Source organism: Spirosoma endophyticum (genome assembly GCF_900112365.1).
In the GTDB taxonomy this organism is placed as follows: domain Bacteria; phylum Bacteroidota; class Bacteroidia; order Cytophagales; family Spirosomataceae; genus Spirosoma; species Spirosoma endophyticum.
This window is the reverse complement of sequence record NZ_FOLQ01000012.1, coordinates 129,609-150,783: the sequence shown is the minus strand read 5'-3', so window position 1 is coordinate 150,783 and position 21,175 is coordinate 129,609. Positions and strand designations below refer to the sequence as shown.

The following is a 21,175-nucleotide window of genomic DNA, read 5'->3' as shown; positions in this document are numbered from 1 at the left end:
GCCCAGCCCAACCGGTCGATGACCCGTGTCGATCATTGACCAGTTGGGGCTGAATTAGCCCGCAGCATTGACGCTAAATCCGCTTACCCGGATCAGTCTTGAAGGGCTGGTTATACTGCCGTTTGCCGGTCGTTTTATACAAGGCATTCGCCACTGCACCGAATACAGGCGGGAAAGGAGGTTCACCTAAGCCGGTCGGATCGAGGTCATTTTGAACAAAGTGAACCTCAATCTTTTTCGGCGCTTCGTTATGACGAATCATCCGATAGTTGTGGAAGTTGCTTTGCTCAGCCGCGCCATTCTTGTGCGTTAATGCCCCATAGAATGCATTACCGATCCCGTCGACCACCGCGCCCTGCACCATATTGGTGGCCGCATCCGGATTGATCACAATACCACAGTCCATCGCACTAAATACCCGCTCTACATAGGGAACCCCATCGCGGGTTACCATATCGACTACATGGGCCGCGTAGGAATTATGACAGAAATAAGCAGCCACCCCCCGATGGTACTTCTCATTGCCCGGCTTGTTCCAGGCTGATTTATCCCGTACCAGCGTGAGCACACCCGCATACCGGTCGGCGTCATACTCATTGTTTTTGCCCACCGGAGCTTCCTTGGCCCGTTTCAACAGGTCCAGTCTAAATTCGATGGGGTCTTTACCCATGGCCTCGGCTACTTCATCCAGAAAGGATTGCTCAGCCGCTGCGTTAAAGTTAGAGCGTGGGGCTCGAAAGGCTCCAATGGTAATGTTGGATGGGATTTCCCAGCCTTCGGCCAGGTAGTTTTCGACGGCACCGGCCGGGAACCGATTGGCATGAATGGCGTGCTCGGGAATGCCGCCCCCTTTTACATGGAAGCCAATCAGGTTTTTATTCGCATCCAAAGCGGCACGATACGTAGCCGTGTACATCGGGCGATAGATACCATAGGTCATATCATCCTCGCGGGTGTAGATCAGTTTGATAGGGGCTTTGGCATGTTTGGAGATCAGAGCCGCTTCATACATATATTGACTATACGCCCGACGGCCAAAGCCACCACCCATCCGCGTCATCTGAATCTCGATTTTGTCAGCAGGCAGGTTTAATAGTTTCGACAGCGTGGGTTCGGCCCAACCCGGTGCCTGCAAAGGACCGGCTACTAATGCTTTTTCAGCCGTCACATGGGCGAAGAAATTCATCGGCTCCATGCAGTTATGGGCCAAAAAGGGTGCATTATAGGTGCGTTCGATAATCTGAGCCGCATTTTTAAACGCCGTTTCAGGATCGCCGTCTTTGCGTAATTGTTGCGCGGGCTTTTTGGCCCATTCCGCCATTTTTTCCAGTTGGGCAGTGGTACTTTCCATCTCACCTGGAACCGTAACTTCCCGCTTGCCGCCCCTGCCCTGCATCGTATCTTTGGTATCGCCCATCGGCTCCCATTCTACTTTGAGCTTTTTACGGGCATTCATGACCTCCCAAGTGGTTTTACCCACTACGACCAGCAACTCATTGAACGTACGAGTATCGAAACCGCCCTGCTCGAACCCATCTTCATACAACTTCAGGCTGAAAACCTCCTTGATGCCCGGCATTTTAAGGGTTTGTGAGGCATCAAAGGATTTGAGTTTCATCCCGAAGGCGGGCGGATGCTGAATCATGGCGATGAGCATGCCCTCAGCCCGGTAATCCAACCCAAACAGCGGTTTGCCGGTGACTATTTTTTGCCCTTCCACATTTTTCTTCGATTTCCGGACGATCGAAAAATCCTTTGGAGATTTAAGTTTCATGCCCTTCGGTACCGGAAGAGTAGCGGCTTTACTGGCCATTTCGCCGTATTTTGCCGATTTCCCGCTCGCGTGGCTCAGCACACCTGCTTTCGTGGTTACCTCTTCAACCGGCACACTCCACGTCTGGGCGGCTGCTTCGCGCAGCATTTGCCGGGCCGCTGCTCCGGCTTCGCGCAGGGGTTTCCAATACATGCGAACCGAATTACTGCCCCCCGTAAACTGGGGACCTAATTTCACGTTGTCGTGCGGCCCCATGTCAACGGCCACCGCCTTCCAGTCTACATCTAGCTCTTCGGCGACGATCATGGGCAGCGACGTCATTACATTCTGGCCAAATTCAGGATTGGGACAGATGAGTTTAACCTTGTTATCCGCTGTGATTTGAATGTAGCCGTTGAGCTGTGCCCATTGCTCGGGCACGTTTAATTCCTGTAGTTTGTCAGCAGCTTTTGCGCTTGATAACCAGCTAACGCTGAGCATCATACCGCCACCGGAAAGCAGTGAAGCCTTTAAAAAGGAACGCCGGTTAAAAGTTGATTTATTGCTAGTCATGGTCAGGGGTTTATTTACGAGTGGACGAGCTAGTTCCTTCTTTTGCTGCTGATTTGATGGCTTCTTTGATTCGCAGGTAGGTGCCACAGCGGCAGATGTTGCCACTCATGGCGGCATCAATGTCGGCGTCGGTGGGCTTGGGGTTGCTTTTCAACAGCGAAGCCGCACTCATGATCTGCCCCGCCTGGCAGTAGCCACATTGCGCTACGTCGTGTTCGAGCCAAGCCTTCTGGACGGGATGGTTACCGGTTGCCGATAAGCCTTCAATGGTGGTGATGGCCTGGTTGCCCACAGCCGAAACCGGTAACTGGCAGGAAGGCACCGCTACGCCGTCCAGATGTACCTTGCAGGCTCCGCACTGAGCGATGCCGCAACCATATTTGGTGCCGGGCAGGTCCAGATGATCACGTAATACCCAAAGGACAGGCGTGGCTGGATCGACCTCCACCCGCCGGGTTTTTCCGTTAACTTTTAGATTATATGTTGCCATAATGCTAGGGTTTAAGTTGTCATCGTATGGTTAAAACTCGAATCGAAGGCAAAGAATTGACAATCAACTAGCTACCGTGGTCTGCTCGGTGATTGCCCGTTCATGAATCGGTCCGGGTCTGTCGGTCAGAAAACCGGCTGGTCGCTGGCTGAAAAAGGCTTTAATTTCGCTCAAAATGGACAGGGCTATCTCATCCGGTGTTTCTGCGCCCAGGTCTAAACCAACGGGAGAATGAACCCGCTTCTGGATAGACGGGGCAAAAGAATGACCTGTTCGTTCCCACTGAGTCTTCATTTTCTCGTAACGCTTTCGTGGACCGAGCATACCGATGTAGGGTACATTCGTCGATAACAACTTGGTTAGCACCGCCAGGTCGTAGTGGTAATTGTGCGACATCAGCACGGCGGCCGTCCGATCCGTGAAAGATAGTTTATCCGTCACGACCTCGGCATCAGCGTAGAGCAAACAGGTTGCTTCCGGAAAGCGTTTGGGAGCCAGGTGGGCAATGCAGTCTTCGGTTACCGTCACCCGCCAGCCAATTTCGGTAGCCAACCGGGTGAGCGGAATCGTATCGTAGCCAGCGCCAAAAATGACCAACTCGATACCTGGCTCCAGATATTCGATAAAGACTTCAACCACACCATCTCTTAGGGGAATCATTGCTGTTAAGGGTTTACCGACCTGCATGATGAGTTCCATATCGGGCCGAAGCCAAGCGGGAACATCTTCCGTTAGTTGCTCCGTGAGCACAAAGCGACTACCCTCCTGTAAACTTATACCGGGTGTTCTACGCAAAATCGTGGCGATGACACGGCGGTCACGATGCTGGCTAAATTCGCGCAGTAAGGCAATTGGATTGGTCGGGTCAAGAGGATCAATCGGCTCAATAAATACGTCGATGATACCATTGCAGCCCAGGCCTATACCCAGGCTATTGGCATCGTCGTCCATGGTATCATACCGCACCACCATGGGTTTACCATCCAGCATGACCTGGCGGGCTTTGCGTAGGGCATCGCCTTCCAGGCAACCGCCACTGATAGCCCCTTCACAGCGGCCATCGTCGGTGACCAGCATCCGGGCACCAGGTCGCCGGTAGGCCGACCCTTCTACGAACACGACCGTTGCCAGCGCCACTTTCCGTTGTGCCAGGTCAATCTGCTCATAAACGGTCAGCATACGGTTTATTTCCTTCATATCCTTACACGTTTGAGGACATGGCCACCAGATAAGGATGAAAGCCAGCCCCTGTCGGTCGTTAATATCCTATTAAAACAGGATACGGGTTAGTTACAAAGGTCTCGTTTAAAAAAGAGTTGACTGGTAGACAGATTACGGATGTTACTACCAATATCACTGATTTGGGGAATTGACAGTAGCCTCTGTCCTCCAGGAGATTACCTTCACGACTATAAATACAAATGGGATAAAGCCGCACTACCCGGACGTAGAGGTCGAAAATGTTGGACAGCTTTACGTCGGTGAGCTGAATACGATCAAGATCTGCACTAGATAATCCCTCCAATTTTTCACGTTACTGGTATGGGCGTACACTATGTCATCAGCTGGTATGATAAACACACCAATGTATTGGTAGGGGAAGCGGGGGTTGATTGTGTTCCTTTTGCTGACTTGCAAGTACTCTTTGCCTTACCGGTAAACGAAGTGATGCTGTATGAGTCACAGTTGATCAGTCCACAACAAGCGCAAACACTTTTGTCGTGGATACCGCTGGGCTATGATTTCGATCAATACATCTATCAATTAGACTGCTTTCCAAAAGTGGAGATTTTATCGGGGTCTTGACCCATTCCTCTAGGCTTTATCACAAGTACCTTTGAGTCCTGGGCGGAACAATTTACCCGAAAAGATTGAATGCGTTCCTTTGCCTAAGCTTTTAATTGACCGATCCGCGATAGGTCAATCCCCTTCTGATTATTTAGCCTGTGGTGGTGGAGTTGGGTGTTCCATAACAGACTCGGTATTTATAACCGTATCCGGCCTTGTTACGCTGGTCAACGTATCAGCTGTTGACTCATGGGTTGATTTGTCGGTCGAATTGCAGCCAAGAAGACAACCGGCTACTAGAGCGAATGGGAGTAATTTTGAAACGAGTTTGGTTTGCATAGGGTGTTGTACGTAAGACGTTCTTATCAAGTAGGTTCAACTGCAAACGGGTGCGTGTAGTTTGAAAATAGACTTTTGCAACTAGCTGTCTATTAACTTCCTAGAATATAAATTAGCTGGGCTTAGCAGGGTAGCCAATATATTCCTTTTAACCATCTTCGCTATTGGCCACAATCACCCGACCGTATGCTACGAATAGTATAGAGGTGGCCGGTACAGCCGCTGGCCGCTTAGCGGTGCGGTACCACTTGTCAGTTATTAAAAAAAAGCTGTCCAATTAAACGCCCGTTTTTCCAGAACGCCCCCCAACCTTAACCAATTTCGTTAATCTTATCTCCCCTTATTCTCAAATTGCCATCTCACAAATCAATTTCAAATTCTCACATAAAATGTGAGTTCGTGAGACTGATTTTTCTTCCAAATGACGGCAGCGGCCGACCGTGAATTTGGTCTCTTTTTTTTGATTTACCCAACCCTTAAAGCTTACTGGCCTGAATCCTGGCTATGCGTAGCATTTCCTCGGCTACCTCTATCGCTTCATACTTTTCGTGCCGCTTTAACTTCTCAACATAGCGTTCGTAGCGGGCAATGACATTTATTACCGTAAAGCTCTCGCGCATCACTTGCAGCGCGTGGTATTCTGCCGGCAGGATCGAAACTAGCCGCGGCGACAACTCCACAAAGATTAGGGGAACATTCTTGGGAAATGTAACTTCATCCACAAAAGCCAGCTGCCTAACGGCTAGTGCATTCCGGGCAATTTCTTCATCTGTCATATGAATAGTATAACGAAAAAAGCCACGCCGATAGGATGTTATCTATGCGTTATTTGTATTATATATAACAAAACTGTATTATAGCGGTTTCATGCTTGTTTTCCGACACCGTTATGATCGAACCCGAAGACCGGATTGCCCTCCAGGATGTGTTTCGCGCCCGGGTCCAGCGCAAATACGCCATTCCCTTTTTGATGGACTATGTACAGGCGGGCTTTCCCTCACCAGCCGAAAACTACATTGAACGGGTGTTGAGCCTGGATGATTTGTGCATCTATCATCCTGAAGCTACGTACTTCATTCGGGTGGGGTCGGACAGTATGATTGGGGATCGCATCGACCGGGGCGACTTTCTGTTGTGGGACGCTTACTATTGTTCGCCCGAAGTCACGCACGGCAAAATTGTCGTCGTTCAACTAGGGGAAGATTTTGCGGTTAAGCGCATTAACTATGTCGATAGCAATCAACTCATTCTGGAATCATCTAACCCTAAATACCTACCGATCTACGTCAATAAAGGCGACAAATTCAAAGTGTGTGGTCGGGTTACGTTTGCCTTTCAAAAACTGATCTAGCGATGCTCTACGGCCTGGTTGACGCGAATGCCTTTTACGTTTCCTGTGAACGGAGCTTTCAGCCACGCCTAGAAGACAAGCCCGTGATTGTGCTCTCGAATCGCGATGGTTGTATTGTCGCTAGGTCTGACGAAGTGAAGGCCCTAGGCATAAAAATGAGTAAGCCTTTATTTGAATATAAGGAACTCATCGAAGCCAACAACGTGCAGGTATTCTCCTCCAATTACGCACTCTATGCTGATATGTCCCGTAGACTCATGAGCACGCTCACCCATTTTGTGGACGATGTGGAGGTGTACAGCGTTGACGAGGCTTTCATACTGGCCGATGGGTATGAGGGTATTTATCCCAGTGTTCGGGGATTGGGTGAATCCATCCGACAAACGGTAGCCCAGTGGCTTCGCATACCGGTATCGGTCGGTTTTGGCCCTACCAAAACGCTGGCCAAGGTAGCCAACAAACTCGCCAAAAAACAACCCGAATTGGCTGGCGTTTGCGTGCTGGATACACAAGAGGCCATTGATCAGGCGCTTGACCAATTTCCGGTAGGGGATCTCTGGGGCGTTGGTGGCCGTTATACGGGTATGCTCAAGGGCAACGGCGTCGAAACGGCCGCCCAACTCAGGGATTTACCAGACGATTGGATACGGCAATTTATGACCGTGAATGGCCTTAGGCTGGTTCACGAACTCAGAGGGACACCCTGCAAGATGCTGGAGCTAAGCCAACCCGCCAAGAAAAGCATTTGTGCTGAACCAGGGTTTGGCACTTTGGTAGCTGACCTGGAAACGTTAACGGATGCCTTAACGTCTCACCTGTCCCGGTGCTCAGAGAAGCTTAGAAAACAGGATTCGCTTTGTGGGGCCGTCACGGTGTATCTCAAGACGAACAAGTTTCGCAAAACCCCCGGCAATGGACTACCCGCCAAGCATTACTACAAGAGTATTACGGTCGAATTACCGCACCCGACGAATAGCACCCCCGACCTATTAAAATACGCTGTTAGTGGACTCAAGGCCATCTTTGCCTTTGGTTACAACTATCAAAAGATCGGTGTTATGCTCACGGATCTGGTGCCTTTTGACTACCGGCAGAAAGGAGTATTTGTCGATGGGCCAAACGAGAAAATGCTTCAGCTATTTACTGTGGTTGATCGGCTGAACCGACGCTATGGCCAGGACAAATTGCGGCTGGCTTCTCAGCAGTACAACCCTGACTGGCCGATGAAGCAAAAGTATTTGTCACCTAGGTACACAACACGCTGGGAAGATATATTGGAGGCAAAATGAGTTTAAGCATCGAGATTGATGTGGTCGCCAGAACTGTTAAGTAAGAAATCACTTATTCCTGCGAAATAGTCTTATTATTGTTTCTATGATAGAGTTAATAAACATCTGTATCCGTGAATCCAGAGGGGGTTCGTTACGTAGTTGATAGTTTAGTATTTCAAAGTCGATGCCTACTCATTATTTCCTAAAAGATCTTATTCCTATTGGCATTGACGTAGACGCCGATGGGAACATAGATAGTTACTACAAACTTCCAACTCCTATACTTTGGGTATTGCAAATTCCTCACCCTGATGATTTAAGTAAACACACGAATTCGGAGGTTATTGTCACCAAAATTGCGGTAACCCTTGTTCCACCCTCTGCTGAAGAGAAGGCTACTGCATGGGTAATTCCTCTCAATGAAGACGACGAACCCGATATTAACGGTGCATTAGCATTTGAGGGTGTCAGTTCGTATGAAGGGGTATTAGCCAAGTTAGGATTTACGCCTGATTTGCCCAATAACTAGTAAGTTAACACTGTATCAGAAGATAATTGGCCATGTTTATAAACTAGAATGTATCCCTCTGTCGAGTAGCTTTAGCCTGCCACGTTATCAAAACTATGAATCAATTGATAATTGAAACCATAACGATTTATTATTACCCCTTCTACAAAGATTGTTCGTTCGTTTTACTTGGTTCGTGACGCTGCCGGTTAGCCTGCGTTTTGAAGGTGTCGGTATCCGTCTTTTCTAAGCCCGATGAGGTTATCCGAATTTCACCTAATACGGTTGGGCGTAGCTGATTTGGACCTGCTTTCAATACCTGTAGTACTGTACCAATGGGCAGTAATTTTTTAGTTAGGTCTTTCTCGATGAATTGACGGGCCTCCTCCTCCGTCGAAAAACGGTTTACTATTTGCCCCTTGGCTGGATTGATAAGCAGAACTGGCCGTTTGAGCTGACGTAATTGTTCCACTTTCAAATCTTCATTGAAATCCTTTCCCCTGGGCCGCACGATGGCTACCGAGCGCGAGAATTGACCTTGCTGGATGAGTTGGTTATTAACGGTGTTTAAAAGGGCGGTGTTGATCGGAATTTCAAGGGTAGGCACTTTTGTATCCGTTCGCCAATGAAACATATTTTTTTTCAGGTCCTCGCCTAATTCTCCTGTACTCTGGGGCATGTAAGTTTGCATAGCCCGGCTATGGTCCTCGATCAATTTTGTAAAGCCTTGCTGTAAGGCGGGTGAGGGAACCTGTAGGGAGACGTATCCCTGCTGGCTGGCCTGGGTTAGCGACAGATTATCTTTCGACATCGCGGTTAGGGCGGTTAGGGCATACCGTGCCCCTTTATCATCGTTATCAAAGCTAAACACCAGCTGCGTTGAGGAATCCATGAATTTCTCCAGCGTCGTTAGGTTATCCAGGGACAAACTTCCACCGATGGACGCGTACCGGCTGTCAGCCTGGGGATGCAGGCCCGTACTGATCTCCATTTGTCGAAACGATAAGAGGTCAATGGCGCTTTCTCCGACGACAAGCCGCTGGGTGGGTAGTTCATTGGCATTGGAAATCCAAACGCCGTGGCTACGATCTGAACCGGCTGCGTGACTTTTAAAGGTAGCGGTTCTAAGTTCCAACCCGTTTATTGCCTCTCCATCACCGGAAATGTATGGAAAGGCAATATTTTCAAGAACCCGTTCGCCATTAGGTGACTGCTCATTACCGGCCAGTGAAACGGGTTTGCCTTCGTTGAAATAAATTCGCTGGGTGGCTACTGTCCCCGAAAACTGGGGCGAGTTGAGTAGATCAGGCAGGATGTAACGTTCTTGGGTCAGGTAGTTCTTGGCGGGGAGTTGGCTAAGCTTATAATGCTCCAGGGAGAATTCTTTTTCAGTAGCGGCTTCCCGAAAACTCTGGTGGATGAAGTCTTCCAACTTTTTCACCGATTGTTTCCGTTCCGGAACAATGCCCAGGTAGTCTTTCAGGACATCGTTGATGCATTGGGCTGGCGTACGATTCGGGTTATTGAATTGACTGAAACAACTCGTTAAACGATTTGAGACAAAATTGATCAACGTACCGCGATCAGCGTAGGAACCGGTTTGGAAATAAACTTGATTTGCCGGATCATTGGGATTCTTCACGACGATGTGGTCATCGAAGCTAGGATTGTAAAGAACAGGCATCGTTTTCCCTTTTTTGGGTTGCCATTCGTACCCTGCATGCAAGGCCAGTTCGATGATGGATATTTGGCTGCGGTAATCCTGAAAACTGGGTTGGTTGTAGGTAGGCATTGTAATAACCTGTTAATAGATTGACAACTATGAAACGTTTGATTCTTTTCTTATCCCTTACGCTACTGTGGAGTTGCAAAAAAGGCGGAGGAGACGTTACACCAGCATTCGATCCGGCTTTAGTCGCTGGCAGCTGGAAACTTCAGGCCCTGACAATCGATCCCGGCACTACCGGTGTCTGGGGTACTAATGTCACGGATCTACTGGCTGCTTACCGGCAACAAATCGGAGATGCCTGTATCAATGATTTTCGCATGAACCTAACCAGCAACGGTAAAATATCCCGGACGACTTCTGAAACCTGTGACTCCCGCACGTTAGAACTGTTCGGGTTTGCTGAAAAAGGAACCTGGAAAGCCTCAGGATCAAACCTAAGTGTATTGTCGCCTTATGAATCGGGTGACTACCACAATGTGACGGTTGATAAGACGACAATGGTCTGGCATCGTCATATTGACTTGATTGATAGCGAAGACAAAAAAACGCACGAAGCAACCCTGACCTGGATTCGGCAGTAAGTAACGGTACTCCGATTAGACACCAAGACCCTGATCCTTCTGGGCCTTTTTGTTTTTAGCCTGGCTCTTATTTTTATCCAGCTCTTTTTTAGCGGCTGGTTCACCGGTTTTTGCTACTTCCGGATCGATACCCTTATTTTTTGACTCTTCCCTCTGTTTTTTCTGCGCGGGTAGCTGGGTCTTGGTCGTTGCACTGCCGACGGATGTGCCTTGCAGCTGGTCCGACGCGCGGTTCATCTCCTTCGCTGTTTTTACATCGATGGTTTGTTTGATCGCTTCGGAAGGGGGCGAAAAGCTGAGGCTCCGCCTGCCAGCCGATACCTGTACATCAGCATCGAATTTTTGGCCATTCTCACCTGTCATACCGGATAACCGTATGGGGTTTCCTTGCTGTAGGGATTCCTGCTGTTCTTTTGACAGGGTAATCCCTTTGATCTGGATCGGAATGTGTACCCTATCTGCGCGCCAAATGGTCAGCGAGTTTGTTTCCTGATCGACACCGACGTACGCCTTGTATTTCTTTCCTGTAATTCGGTCATCCAACTCGACCTGTTTGCCTAACTCACCTTTTTGCTTGAGTAGGTCTTTATCCTCCTGACTAAACGAGTACCCCCATTTCTGATCGGGCACTTGCAGCGTCTGCTTAACCGATTGAAAAAAAGGTTTTACTTCATCTCCTTGACTGACCAAATAAATCTTACCCCGTAAGGCCGTAACCTGACCATTGTATTCTGATTTAAAGTCAATGACCCCGGTTTTCTCACCCTTTAATAAGCGGTCCAAATTGCCTGTTTCGGCTAGCATTTCACGCGTGAGACCCATCTTTTCCAATGAAGCTTCGACATCCTGCCATTGAAAACGTGTTTTCTTTCCCATGTCTATTTCTGGATTATCTTCCAGGTTGTAGGCTTTCTTGAAATTGTGAAGAAAGTTCGCAATGAGTCCGCCGTTTACAATTTCGAGACTTCTGTCCCGTTCCCGTTGTTTGGATTGTTCATCCTCTCCTTGCTTGCGTTCGGCATCAGGAATGGTTTGTATGGTTTCTACCTGGTAGAATTTATCAGCCTGGATGCGTTCTAAGGCTGGGTCCTGAATGATTTGGTGAAGCTCCCAGAGGTAATCCGTCAGCTTCTCCTGTAAGCCCTTATTATCGGTCGGCAGATTTAACGCCGAAAGCTTTTCGGATAGCTCTTCTTTTACTAATCGACCATCTCGTAAGGCAGCACTGATTTCGTCATTACTTAAGAATCCGTCGTTTCCCAGGTATTGCCTTAGTTCCTGATATTCTTCGGGTAAGAGCAGTTCATAGAACTGTTCTTTGAGTTGCTCGGATTCGGGGGCCACCTCGCTTACGGCTTTAATTCTTAAGCTTGGCGACTGTTTAGGTCTGTTTCGTTTTGCCATAAGGATTGTTGGTCGGGATTCAGTTTTACGGGACTAAGTATCGTTTGAGAAGGCTAATTTCTATAGTATATACTAGAATACAATAGCATCCAAGAAAATCTTTTATTATTTTTGTCTATGCGCTTCTCGAAACAGTTACTCACAATTTCTACGTTCTTGATTGGGTCTCCAACCGCTTTGGCCCAGGGCGTTTTTACGTCTCCTGCCCAGCTTTCACCCTATTCGAAGCAGGTATCAACGGATACGATCCGGCCAACTACCGGGCATTCGTTTCCGATAACCTATTTAGATAAGACTGGTTCTTCACCAGACCTGGTAAGCCCCGCTAAACCGGCTCCTTCTTTTCCGGTACTTGATCCCATTAAGGATAGTTTGCAATTTTTACGGTACATAGACAGCCTGGCGACACGGCGGGTAGCGTCCATCAGAAGTCAGGATTTAGTCAATAGAAAGGTGGGGGGTAATCCCTTGACGGATCGAGATCGGTCCTTAAACCGGTTACGGGATGTCCCTTCTATATTACCCTTCCATGTGGCTGCCGACAAAGCTACTGGGCTGGTAAAAACCCGAATGAGTTCCAAATTTGGAATGCGCCAACATCCGGTTTTAGGTAGTCTTGCATCGCATACGGGTATTGATTTACCGGCACCCTTAGGAACTCCGGTGTATGCTACAGCGGATGGTTTTTGCCGACAGATTATTAATCAACCAGAAGGCATTGGATTAGCCATTTACCTAATTCACGGCCGAGGTCATCAGACGCTTTACGGCCATCTGCTATCGACCTGGATTAAACCCGGTGATTTTGTTTACCGGGGCCAGGTCATAGGGCGGGTGGGAGCTTCGGGTATGACTACGGGCCCCCACCTGCACTACGGCGTTCGTTACAATGGGCAGGTTGTTGATCCCCTACCCTACTGTTTTCTCTTATCGAAACCAGTTAGACCGGCTACCCTCACGCGGAAATAAGGCTACTTAGCGGCTTTATCAATCCCATCCAATGTTTCCCGAAATCCTTGCAGGAGCTTAAGCTTCTGTTCGATTACCTTGTTTTCGCCTACTACGATATCAAAGTCGGTATTGGGTTCAGACAGTAACCAGGCTGGATTTATTTGACGTTGATTAACGTAGTAATCCAAAATTTGAAGGAGCCGGTTACTACTTATCTCCAGGGATGTTTCAGCCCGATGCAGCATAGGCTGTTTAATACCAATCGCGCTGGCAGCTTCAGCCTGGGTCAAGCCCAGTTCAATTCGGGCCAGTCGTAATCGGTTACTTAAACTTTCCAGCATTATTCTCGCGCTAATTCTTGAGTCAAATTTTACGCTAAATAATTGCATTGGCGTGACATTTTAAGTATCAATCTTTTTCAGACTCCTCATACTGGCTGACCAGATGTTGCAAATCGGGATCGTTGCTAATGCGCTTTAATTCTTTTTCAACCAGCATCTCGATGTCATCGATAACCTGATCAAAGTTGTCAGCCACCAGTTGATTCATTTCATCATCCGTATATTTTTCCATTTCCGGGCGAACTGGTATCTTCTCCAGATTTTTGAGCTGTTCCTGCATTTCCGGCTCAACGATCAATTCGCCGTTAAAGGTTTTAAGTTTTATTTTCTCATCATAGTTATCCGCGACGCTACCCACAAACGAACCTTGTGACAGCGTTGAAATCTTTGATTCTGGAATCATGGGTTCCATTCGCTCGGATAAGCTCACACTCGTTTCCCGGTCATTGATGGACACCGACCGGCTTTGTTGCCGTATTTTACCGAACCGGCTGGAGAGATCCTTAGCCGTTTCTCCCAGTACCTGACCCGCAAAAATATTACCGATGATTGTCCAGATTGAGGCGGCTTCCTTATCTCCGTACATTTTTTTGATTTGTGTATAATCCTGAATGCCTAAGCAAGTGGAAATTTTATTACTTCTGGCCGTGGCAATCAGGTTATCCAAACCCATCAAATAGATGGTTGGCAATTCATCTACGATAATGGAGCATTTTAGCTGGCCCTCTTTATTGATGAGTTTAACCATTCGGGAATTGATCAGTCCAATGACGATACCCTGCGTTTCTTTACGCTCCTGGTTATTGCCCAAACAGAGGATCTTGGGTTGTTTAGGATTGTTGATATCCAAACTAAAATCGTTTCCTGTCAGTACCCAGTAGAGCGCTGGGCTAGCAATGCGACCTAGTGCGATCTGTGCGGAGGCAACCTGTCCTTCCAACTGATTGTTAGCTCCTCTAAGCAGCGCCGATGCAAAGGGACTAAGGAGTAAACGGATGTCCTTTTCCGATTGAAGAATCGGAAAAAGCTTTTCTTTGACAACAGAAATAAATTCGATTGCATGAGGAAGCGTGCAGTAAAATTTTTCGTCGTGGGTCTGTCCTTCTGCTTTAAATTTTTTCATTCGACGGTCATCGTATTTTTTCAGGAACCAAATAACCGAAGCAAACAGGTTGATCGGCGAGTCCACGAAAAAATCACCACTCTTTGAAATCCAATCCCGGTTAATGTTGTACATGACGATTTTAGCCGCTTCGATAGCGTCCTGAATATCCGTCATTCTTGTAGGTAGCAGCGGATTGACGCGTAACGATTCGCGTGGTTTATCGAAGTTGACATTACAGAATATGGGTACTATTCCTTTCTCCCCTGTACTGTCATCTTTATTCAACTCGGGATATCGGTCCTTATTTTTTAAGTAATACGTATAGGCAATCCGGGTGAGAGTCGGATACTTAATGTCATAAACCATCATCGAAAAACCCTTTTCGATATGCTGACGTATGAAGTTATTTAGAACTGCATAGCTTTTACCCGAACCAGGTGTACCGACTATCATAGTGGCTCGATACGGATTTATGATATTAACCCAACCCTTCCGCTGTTGCTTTCCATAGATATAGTTGATCTGAATGTTAACCGAATCCTTATTCTCCAGTTTCTCTTCCTGGTGCATGAATTGTTCGTTCTCCTCGTTGTAAAGATCATCACGCAGGTTAAAGCCTAGGATGCGTCCTGCCAAACTTACTGCACTCAGGAGCAGTATAAATCCAGCCACGGTTGTGCCAATGTAAAGCGTGTTGCGGATGTCCACATCTACTGACGATATGCGCAACAAAAAGAAGTTTCCCAGAAAAAGTAATAGTCCGGGAATACCATTCGCTAACACGGTCGTCCAGGTGGTCGTCAGATCCTTTTTGGGTTTATTCGCCCAGCCGTAAACCCGCAGCAGTAATAGGCATATCAGCTTGGTATAAATCGTATTATCAAAAATGTGAATGTGCCGATTAATCTTTAACAGGAAATCGTCAATGATGCTCCATGTATAACCACGCGACTCCAGGCTATCAAAACAGAAGAAGTATACGTGTACCATTAGGATAACGAAACTAACAGTAAGTACCCCTTTGTGTACCCAATCATTTTGCTGTTGTTCATTTTGATTACTCATAACCGTGTTTTTAAATGATTGATAATTAAATACCTAACCTACTTTTTACTTCGAAAAAATCAAATTATTTTCCTCCTGACTGTAGCTACATCCATATCTTGAAAAGTGGCTATGTGCCACGTTGGTCCCCAAAAAAAAGGGGTTCATCCCCGGTTGTTGTTACTTCGTCCTCCTAAAAGAAATCTTTTTTTATTAACGCTGTATACACATATTCAGAATGAGTCTCCCCTACCAAGGCATAACTGCGCAGTTCATTCTTACATTTCGCGGCCTTTGCTACGTTTTTTTATTCCCTTTCCTACATGCTTAAACTTACCCGTTTGTTCGTAACCAAGTACATCGGCTGCCCGAATGTCTACTAATTGGGCATTGATCGCGTACTCGTTCATGTAGGTGTTAGGATCAATTTTAGCCTCCAGATCGGTTTGTTTAATCCAGCCTTTTCCTTGTAGACTCCGCTTTTCTAATACGCCGAGGAGTTCTTCATTGGAGAATTTTGCTAACGCAGGATCACGCTGATGAATCTGTTTACGCAAGAAGGTAAGATCGCTTGACTTCCCATTTGTTTCTTTTGCCTGATCGATCAATAACGCCAGAGCGACCATGTATCGACCGGCTTCGGTAGAAAGTGCCTTGTGCCAGTGTTCTAGGTTGAGGTGAGGCATCTGCTTCTCAAACACGTTTCCAGCAGATACGGCCGACTGAGCGGGGGCTGCATTATACCGAATGGTACAAGCAGCTTCGTTACCCATCTTACCCGTAGCTAGTAGTTGAGGATCAATCACAATGCCTCGCTGATAGTAATAGCGGACTTGATCTACGCCTAATACAGGCCCATCTTTTTGTAGACAGGTTATGTAGTTGGCATTTAGTTGCGCATGAATGACATTCATCCGTTCTGGCTTAAGGATGCGTTCCAGGTGCTCCGCTCGAACATCGTAATAGCTTTCTTTAAAAGGCTTTTTCGATTCACTAAGCAGCATGACTGTTCGCTCACCGCGTGCGTAAATTTTAGGCATTTTCAACTCAGGACCGTCATCGGTTTGGATTCTGTCGTAATGCGCAGGCCCGATCTGATAAGCTAAATGGCGATTGCTGGGGCTAGTAATCCAGCCATCAACCGAAACATCTACACTAAGTGCCGAAAAGAATTCCCGCTTATTTTGAGCACTGCCCTGAATCTCACTGGCAATCTTGGTATAGGTGTCCATCGTGCGGATAAAGGCGAACTGCTCCTTCTTAAGGATTTCTGGCAGTTGTGCGCGTTTATATTCTTCGAAACGGCGTACAGCCTCACCAATTTCTACATCGCTTAATTTCTTTCGCGTAATAGCGTGAAGCCGGGCTTGCATAGCTGCCGTTGGGAAGTTCTCGATCAGAGCGCTATCATAATAGATATGCTGCTCTTTCTTATAAGCCCTTAACTCCTCTGACAGTAGGGTGGCAAGCGCTTTGTACTGCTCGTAGGTCAGCAGGTTTGGCTGGCTTTGCTCCTGCTTCTGAGCTTGTCCTTTTTGTTGCTGCTGGCCAGGGTTACCAAACTGCTTTTCGATCTCCTTCCAGCACGCCCAGGCTCCGATTTCACTAGCTTTGATACGAGGAGTTGCCGCTTTACCCGCTTCGTCGGTGAATTGGTAACTGATACCCCGAACGGATTTCCCATTCAGCGTACTTTGGTGCAGGACCGTATGAACATGCTGCTTTTTCAACAAAGCACGGTAGTCGTCAATATTGTCGAATGCACCCTGTTGAAATGTCTGGCGTAAGATGGCCTCCAGCTGATCTTTCTTTTCAAAACCTCCCTTTTTCTGGGCCTGCGTCGACTGGACTTCCTGAGCGTGCTCCGGTGGCACATGTTGGCTCTGTTCAGTTGTTTTTCCCTTACCACGGCCCTGCGCTTTGATAAGGCCGAATCGTAGTTCAAGCTTTTGACGCACGGCATTGGTCCGGCGTTTGATAAAGGAATCGTTGATTTTTTCGCCCGATTCGTTTACGCAGGTGGTTACAATGTGAATGTGCGGGTGGGCCGTATCATGGTGGCGATAGACCATATACGGCTGATTCTGATAGCCCATTTCGGCCATGAACTGGTGAGCCATCGCCTTGAATTTCTCATCACTTACCTGCTCGGTTGGATGCAAACTGAGCGAGAAATGAAGTGTAGGCTTCTTGACATTCGAGTTCTTTTTAGCTTGGCTTTCCAGAACATTGGTGGCATAATTATGGCTTTTTTCAGCTAACTCGTTGTTGGCAAAGCCGGTTGCACCCAGGACATGGGCCTGCTTCTGAACAACTTTCTGTTCATTATAGCGAAGTGCCCCGCCGATTTGTGCCCCAACTGTCAGCCGAATAACCATCCTATTTTTTAAAAATTTCTTCTGTTTGTGCCTTTACTAAGCTATCTATCTGTGTGATTATTGGCCCTATTTTATCGATAAAGACCTTACTTGTCTGCACTTCGTAATGAAGTTTTCCGGTATGTTCGATGCTGTTGATTCGTTTAGCGATTTGGTTATAATTCGTATCCAGATGCTTGAGGTGCTGCCGGATGTTATGTAAGGTCTGGGTTAGCTCAACAACCTGGTCTTTCTGAATGTCTCCTTTGGCTACCGTTAGCTTTGGCGTGTTACGGTTTAAAATAATTTCCCGCAGGTAGTCAGCTATCCGCCCTACCCGACCACTTTGCCATAGGCTAAAATCTCGTTGGATAGCCAAATAATCCTTCTCATTGACCCGCGTCACTAGCCGGTAGGCGAGAACCTCTTCGCCCGAAAGATTCGGGCGTCCGCCTGGATTCAGCTGCTTATTTTCCGCTTTGTTTTCCATTATCTCCCGTAGTTCAGACTGCGTAGCAAAGAGGAGGCCCCCGCCGGGGCAAGATGCTGCCCATAGTCGCGTTAGCGCAAGGGCAGGTTTTGCGTGCCGCAAAACACATCTTGCTCTTTGTTGTAAACAAAGCTATTCCGAAAAACGAGACGCCAACTAAACCAACGAGAAATTTTTTATGAGGGTAGTAAGGGGAGGACTTATATTGTGTAACAATGTGAAAATGTAATAATGTTACATTTTCACATATTAAGGTACCTACTTTCGCTCACCAATCGGTTCGACAAACCCGGTAGAGCTGTCAACAATGTACATTTCATACAATGTAAGAGTGTTACAATTTTACATAATGAGCACTTTTCAAATAACTGACTTAGAAGTGTAGCTTGTCTGTAAAAATGTAATAATGTAAGAATGTAACATTTTTACATCTATCGGCTACGTATAGCTCGATTGCATACCGCTACATTTTTACAATGTGTACTTTTTACATTGTAAGTTTCTTACAATATCCACTTCTTACATTGTTTGGTTCTTACATTTTGCGTTTTTTACATTGTGAAGTTTTCACAATGTAAAAATGCTACATTGTACTATATCAACATTGTTATAACACTACATTGTACCTTTTTTACATTTTTACATTTATACAAAGTATTTTCTTTACAATATTTGTTTTATACATTGTAAGTTTTATACATTTAGACATTATTGCGTTGTATTGATCTCACATTGTGATAATGTGATTACTTTACAATGTAAGAATGCATTAACCTTACATTGTAAAAATGTAACAAGTCAACATTTTAACATTTAATAATGGCAAAGTTCATCTCGTTTTGTTCCCAGAAAGGTGGGGTTGGCAAGACCAGCATTACAACTCACGTCGCTACGTACTTTTATCAGGTCGAGCGTGTACCGGTCGCTATTTTCGATTGTGACTTTCCTCAACACAGCTTACAATCGATCCGTACATCTGAAATTGCGCGGTTGAAATCAGATGAGGGCTTTTTTAGAAAGGCAGAAAAATTAGGGCAGATGCCTTATCCTATCTATGCTGATTCAGTGGCTAATACCCTACCTAAGCTGGATGCATATGCCACCAAGAATGAACTTGTGCTGGTTGATTTACCAGGTACCCTGAACGTTGAGGGAATGCCCGGCATGATTCAGCGGTTGGATGCTGCGGTTCTACTCTTGGAGGCTGATCCTCTGTCGTTTGAATCGACCATGCACACCGTATTGGCAATGGCGAAGTTTTCCAATAAAAACGGGGGGATGGTTCCAACATATTTGCTTTGGAACAAGTTTGACAGCCGCGAACGGAAGGACCGATATTCCGGCTTGGAGCAAGCAGCCCTTAACTATCTAGATGGCTTAAACGCTTCACGTAAGACGCCAATGAATGTGCATTTTATGGAGCATCGTATTCCTGACACAGTTGCTATTAAGGACACACGATCAACCCTGTTCCCTAATGCAGTCATTAAACCGTTAATTCAGGAATTGAATAAATTATTTGTTTCTAATTCACCTACTGTATAATTTTATGGCCAAGAGTAACAAAAACCCCGTCCCGACTATAAATCCACCCAGTGGTGGAATGATGGCGTGGTTACAGCAAAACGATCCGGTTGCCAGTGGGCCATCATCCGATGGCGAAGCACTTAAAGAAGAGACAGCCCCGGAACGGGTTGAGAAGGCTAACCCGGAAACGCCCGCTGAATCCAGCAACCAGGTAACCTCAACTTCTGAATCAGAAGATACACCCAGCCGGGAAGTAGCTCAACAGGAATCAGAAGTAAGTATAAAAGGGAATGAGATTATACCGGCCACTGACGCTACTGAAAATACGTCTGCGGTTTCAATACCTCGCAAACCTAAAAATAAGGTAGTAGGGGAGGGTGCAAAGTCCAGTTCATATCTGGAAACGTTCTTTAAAAAGCCGGTAAAAGAAAATGGTACTAGTTTAGCCAGTGATGGTAAACCGGTGCGTATTACGGAAGAATCTCATTATTTACTTTCTGTCCTGGTCAGTGAGGCCCGGCGGCAAGGGTATAAACTGAACGTAGGTGATTTGATCGACAATTTGTTGACCCATCACCGGTCAGAACACAAAAGTGAGGTTGATGAGTTAATTGCTAAATGGAAAGCCCGTAAACGTTTCGAATAATGGATACGATACTACTTGTTGTTGGTGTAGTAGGATTGAGTGTCTCAGGTTGGTATCTAAGGGGGTATTTTTTAAATACCCCCTCGGTATTAACCCTTTCGGAAACTTCTACCGAAAGCCAATCCGATCAGTCAGCATCTTCCAAGGAAGTGCCGATGAATTATGTTACCTCCGAAGAACATCAAGGTGTCTTAGCGCGTATAGCAGAACTTGAAAAAAATGGCTACTCACCTAAAGTTGAGCCAGACGGCCAGCCTGACCCGCCTTTACAACCCACTCCAGTTGCTGCCATTCAGCCTGGTAACTTACCAGGTGAACAGGGATTGGTAGCAGGAACAAAGTCGGAAGAGCCAAAGATGTCCGATGCCTGGAAGGAAATTTATGCTTTGCAACAGGCTTACAGACTGGAGCGTGAGAAAGAAAATGACATCGACTACGAACGGGAACAAACTTTGTTTGATATGTCGCAGGGTTATGACGGAAAACGTCCGAGTCAAGCTATAGAATCTGACTTTCAGAAAGAAGATCAATTGAGTCAACGCCTACAGGATAATCTACTGGAAGATGGAGAAGAGCTGGACGTATACCAGGAGCGGATGAATACGTTTGCGACCTTGACAAAGGAGATGTTAATCATGCGACTAGATGCAGCTGACAGACAACTGAGAGAGCAACAAGAAAAGCACCAGGCAACCCTACTCAACATCATAGCTTCACTTATAGAACGGATGCCTGGAGACGTTAATTTGAAAAATGTTGTTCAATCCAGTTTTGTGGCGGCTTCCTCGGAAATTTCAAATGAGGAGGGAGAACCCAATCGGAATCTATTTCAGGAAATGTTTTTTCAGAACGTAGGCCACTAAAAAAATCAAAAAATGACAAAATTTTTTATGAGGACGAAACAACAACAACCGGGGACGAACCCCT

Annotated in this window: 20 protein-coding genes; 9 read left to right on the top strand and 11 right to left on the bottom strand. The window is 46.6% G+C overall.

All coding sequences use genetic code 11. The annotated features are described in order from the left end of the window. Positions 1-73: 73 nt before the first annotated feature. The 3 genes from BM202_RS24660 to BM202_RS24650 all read right to left on the bottom strand — a co-directional run bounded on the left by BM202_RS24660 (position 74) and on the right by BM202_RS24650 (position 4,013). Complete coding sequence (locus BM202_RS24660) at positions 74-2,326, bottom strand: xanthine dehydrogenase family protein molybdopterin-binding subunit (RefSeq protein WP_093831167.1); 2,253 nt, start codon at positions 2,324-2,326, stop codon at positions 74-76. Between the two features lie 10 nt (positions 2,327-2,336). Continuing rightward, positions 2,337-2,816 carry a (2Fe-2S)-binding protein gene (locus BM202_RS24655; protein ID WP_093831165.1) on the bottom strand — a complete coding sequence of 160 codons (480 nt, stop codon included), beginning with the start codon at positions 2,814-2,816 and terminating at the stop codon, positions 2,337-2,339. 63 nt (positions 2,817-2,879) lie between these two features. Then, positions 2,880-4,013, bottom strand: coding sequence for an XdhC family protein (locus tag BM202_RS24650; RefSeq protein ID WP_093831163.1), 1,134 nt, complete (start codon positions 4,011-4,013; stop codon positions 2,880-2,882). A 345-nt stretch (positions 4,014-4,358) separates the two neighbouring features. Here BM202_RS24650 and BM202_RS24645 point away from each other — a divergent pair, with 345 nt between their 5' ends. After that, a complete protein-coding gene (locus BM202_RS24645; protein WP_093831161.1) occupies positions 4,359-4,622 on the top strand; it encodes a DUF7683 domain-containing protein in 264 nt (87 codons plus the stop codon). Positions 4,623-4,751: 129 nt separating this feature from the next. On the opposite strand, the gene BM202_RS37350 is transcribed toward BM202_RS24645, so the two are convergent. Both BM202_RS37350 and BM202_RS24640 read right to left on the bottom strand, forming a co-directional pair. Continuing rightward, complete coding sequence (locus BM202_RS37350) at positions 4,752-4,943, bottom strand: hypothetical protein (RefSeq protein WP_177236671.1); 192 nt, start codon at positions 4,941-4,943, stop codon at positions 4,752-4,754. A 476-nt stretch (positions 4,944-5,419) separates the two neighbouring features. Beyond that, positions 5,420-5,719, bottom strand: a complete 300-nt coding sequence (locus BM202_RS24640; protein ID WP_093831159.1) for a hypothetical protein — start codon at positions 5,717-5,719, stop codon at positions 5,420-5,422. A gap of 113 nt (positions 5,720-5,832) precedes the next feature. Here BM202_RS24640 and BM202_RS24635 point away from each other — a divergent pair, with 113 nt between their 5' ends. From BM202_RS24635 to BM202_RS24625, 3 genes are all read left to right on the top strand, one after another. Then, a complete protein-coding gene (locus BM202_RS24635; RefSeq protein ID WP_093831157.1) occupies positions 5,833-6,294 on the top strand; it encodes a LexA family protein in 462 nt (153 codons plus the stop codon). Positions 6,295-6,296: 2 nt separating this feature from the next. Continuing rightward, the gene (locus tag BM202_RS24630) at positions 6,297-7,583 is read left to right on the top strand and encodes a Y-family DNA polymerase (RefSeq protein WP_093831155.1); all 1,287 of its coding nucleotides are present in this window, start codon (positions 6,297-6,299) and stop codon (positions 7,581-7,583) included. A 166-nt stretch (positions 7,584-7,749) separates the two neighbouring features. Next, on the top strand, positions 7,750-8,094 hold the full coding sequence (locus BM202_RS24625) for a hypothetical protein (protein ID WP_093831153.1): 345 nt from the start codon (positions 7,750-7,752) through the stop codon (positions 8,092-8,094). Positions 8,095-8,236: 142 nt separating this feature from the next. On the opposite strand, the gene BM202_RS24620 is transcribed toward BM202_RS24625, so the two are convergent. Then, positions 8,237-9,865, bottom strand: a complete 1,629-nt coding sequence (locus tag BM202_RS24620) for a toprim domain-containing protein (protein WP_093831151.1) — start codon at positions 9,863-9,865, stop codon at positions 8,237-8,239. Between the two features lie 29 nt (positions 9,866-9,894). On the opposite strand from BM202_RS24620, the gene BM202_RS24615 reads away from it, so the two are divergent. Next, positions 9,895-10,383, top strand: a complete 489-nt coding sequence (locus tag BM202_RS24615; protein ID WP_093831149.1) for a lipocalin family protein — start codon at positions 9,895-9,897, stop codon at positions 10,381-10,383. A gap of 15 nt (positions 10,384-10,398) precedes the next feature. Here BM202_RS24615 and BM202_RS24610 read toward each other — a convergent pair whose 3' ends face one another. Next, a complete protein-coding gene (locus BM202_RS24610; RefSeq protein ID WP_093831147.1) occupies positions 10,399-11,787 on the bottom strand; it encodes a DUF3945 domain-containing protein in 1,389 nt (462 codons plus the stop codon). A gap of 117 nt (positions 11,788-11,904) precedes the next feature. On the opposite strand from BM202_RS24610, the gene BM202_RS24605 reads away from it, so the two are divergent. Then, a complete protein-coding gene (locus tag BM202_RS24605; RefSeq protein WP_093831145.1) occupies positions 11,905-12,756 on the top strand; it encodes a M23 family metallopeptidase in 852 nt (283 codons plus the stop codon). A 2-nt stretch (positions 12,757-12,758) separates the two neighbouring features. On the opposite strand, the gene BM202_RS24600 is transcribed toward BM202_RS24605, so the two are convergent. From BM202_RS24600 to BM202_RS24585, 4 genes are all read right to left on the bottom strand, one after another. Next, positions 12,759-13,079 (bottom strand): helix-turn-helix domain-containing protein, encoded by a 321-nt coding sequence (locus BM202_RS24600; protein WP_093831143.1) that lies wholly within the window; start codon positions 13,077-13,079, stop codon positions 12,759-12,761. A gap of 67 nt (positions 13,080-13,146) precedes the next feature. Further along, positions 13,147-15,249: a YWFCY domain-containing protein gene (locus tag BM202_RS24595; RefSeq protein ID WP_093831141.1), complete on the bottom strand. Its 2,103-nt coding sequence runs from the start codon at positions 15,247-15,249 to the stop codon at positions 13,147-13,149. Positions 15,250-15,506: 257 nt separating this feature from the next. Further along, positions 15,507-17,606 (bottom strand): relaxase/mobilization nuclease domain-containing protein, encoded by a 2,100-nt coding sequence (locus tag BM202_RS24590; RefSeq protein ID WP_093831139.1) that lies wholly within the window; start codon positions 17,604-17,606, stop codon positions 15,507-15,509. 1 nt (position 17,607) lies between these two features. Then, on the bottom strand, positions 17,608-18,075 hold the full coding sequence (locus BM202_RS24585; protein WP_093831137.1) for a hypothetical protein: 468 nt from the start codon (positions 18,073-18,075) through the stop codon (positions 17,608-17,610). Between the two features lie 819 nt (positions 18,076-18,894). Between BM202_RS24585 and BM202_RS24580 the strand changes: the two genes are divergently transcribed. Genes BM202_RS24580 through BM202_RS24570 form a run of 3 tightly spaced genes read left to right on the top strand, consistent with a single transcriptional unit; the run spans position 18,895 to position 21,111 of the window. Next, the gene (locus tag BM202_RS24580; protein ID WP_093831135.1) at positions 18,895-19,620 is read left to right on the top strand and encodes a ParA family protein; all 726 of its coding nucleotides are present in this window, start codon (positions 18,895-18,897) and stop codon (positions 19,618-19,620) included. A 4-nt stretch (positions 19,621-19,624) separates the two neighbouring features. Next, positions 19,625-20,248: a DUF3408 domain-containing protein gene (locus BM202_RS24575; RefSeq protein ID WP_093831133.1), complete on the top strand. Its 624-nt coding sequence runs from the start codon at positions 19,625-19,627 to the stop codon at positions 20,246-20,248. Further along, the gene (locus tag BM202_RS24570; protein WP_093831131.1) at positions 20,248-21,111 is read left to right on the top strand and encodes a hypothetical protein; all 864 of its coding nucleotides are present in this window, start codon (positions 20,248-20,250) and stop codon (positions 21,109-21,111) included. The genes BM202_RS24575 and BM202_RS24570 overlap by 1 nt, the downstream gene beginning before the upstream one ends. Positions 21,112-21,175: the final 64 nt, after the last annotated feature.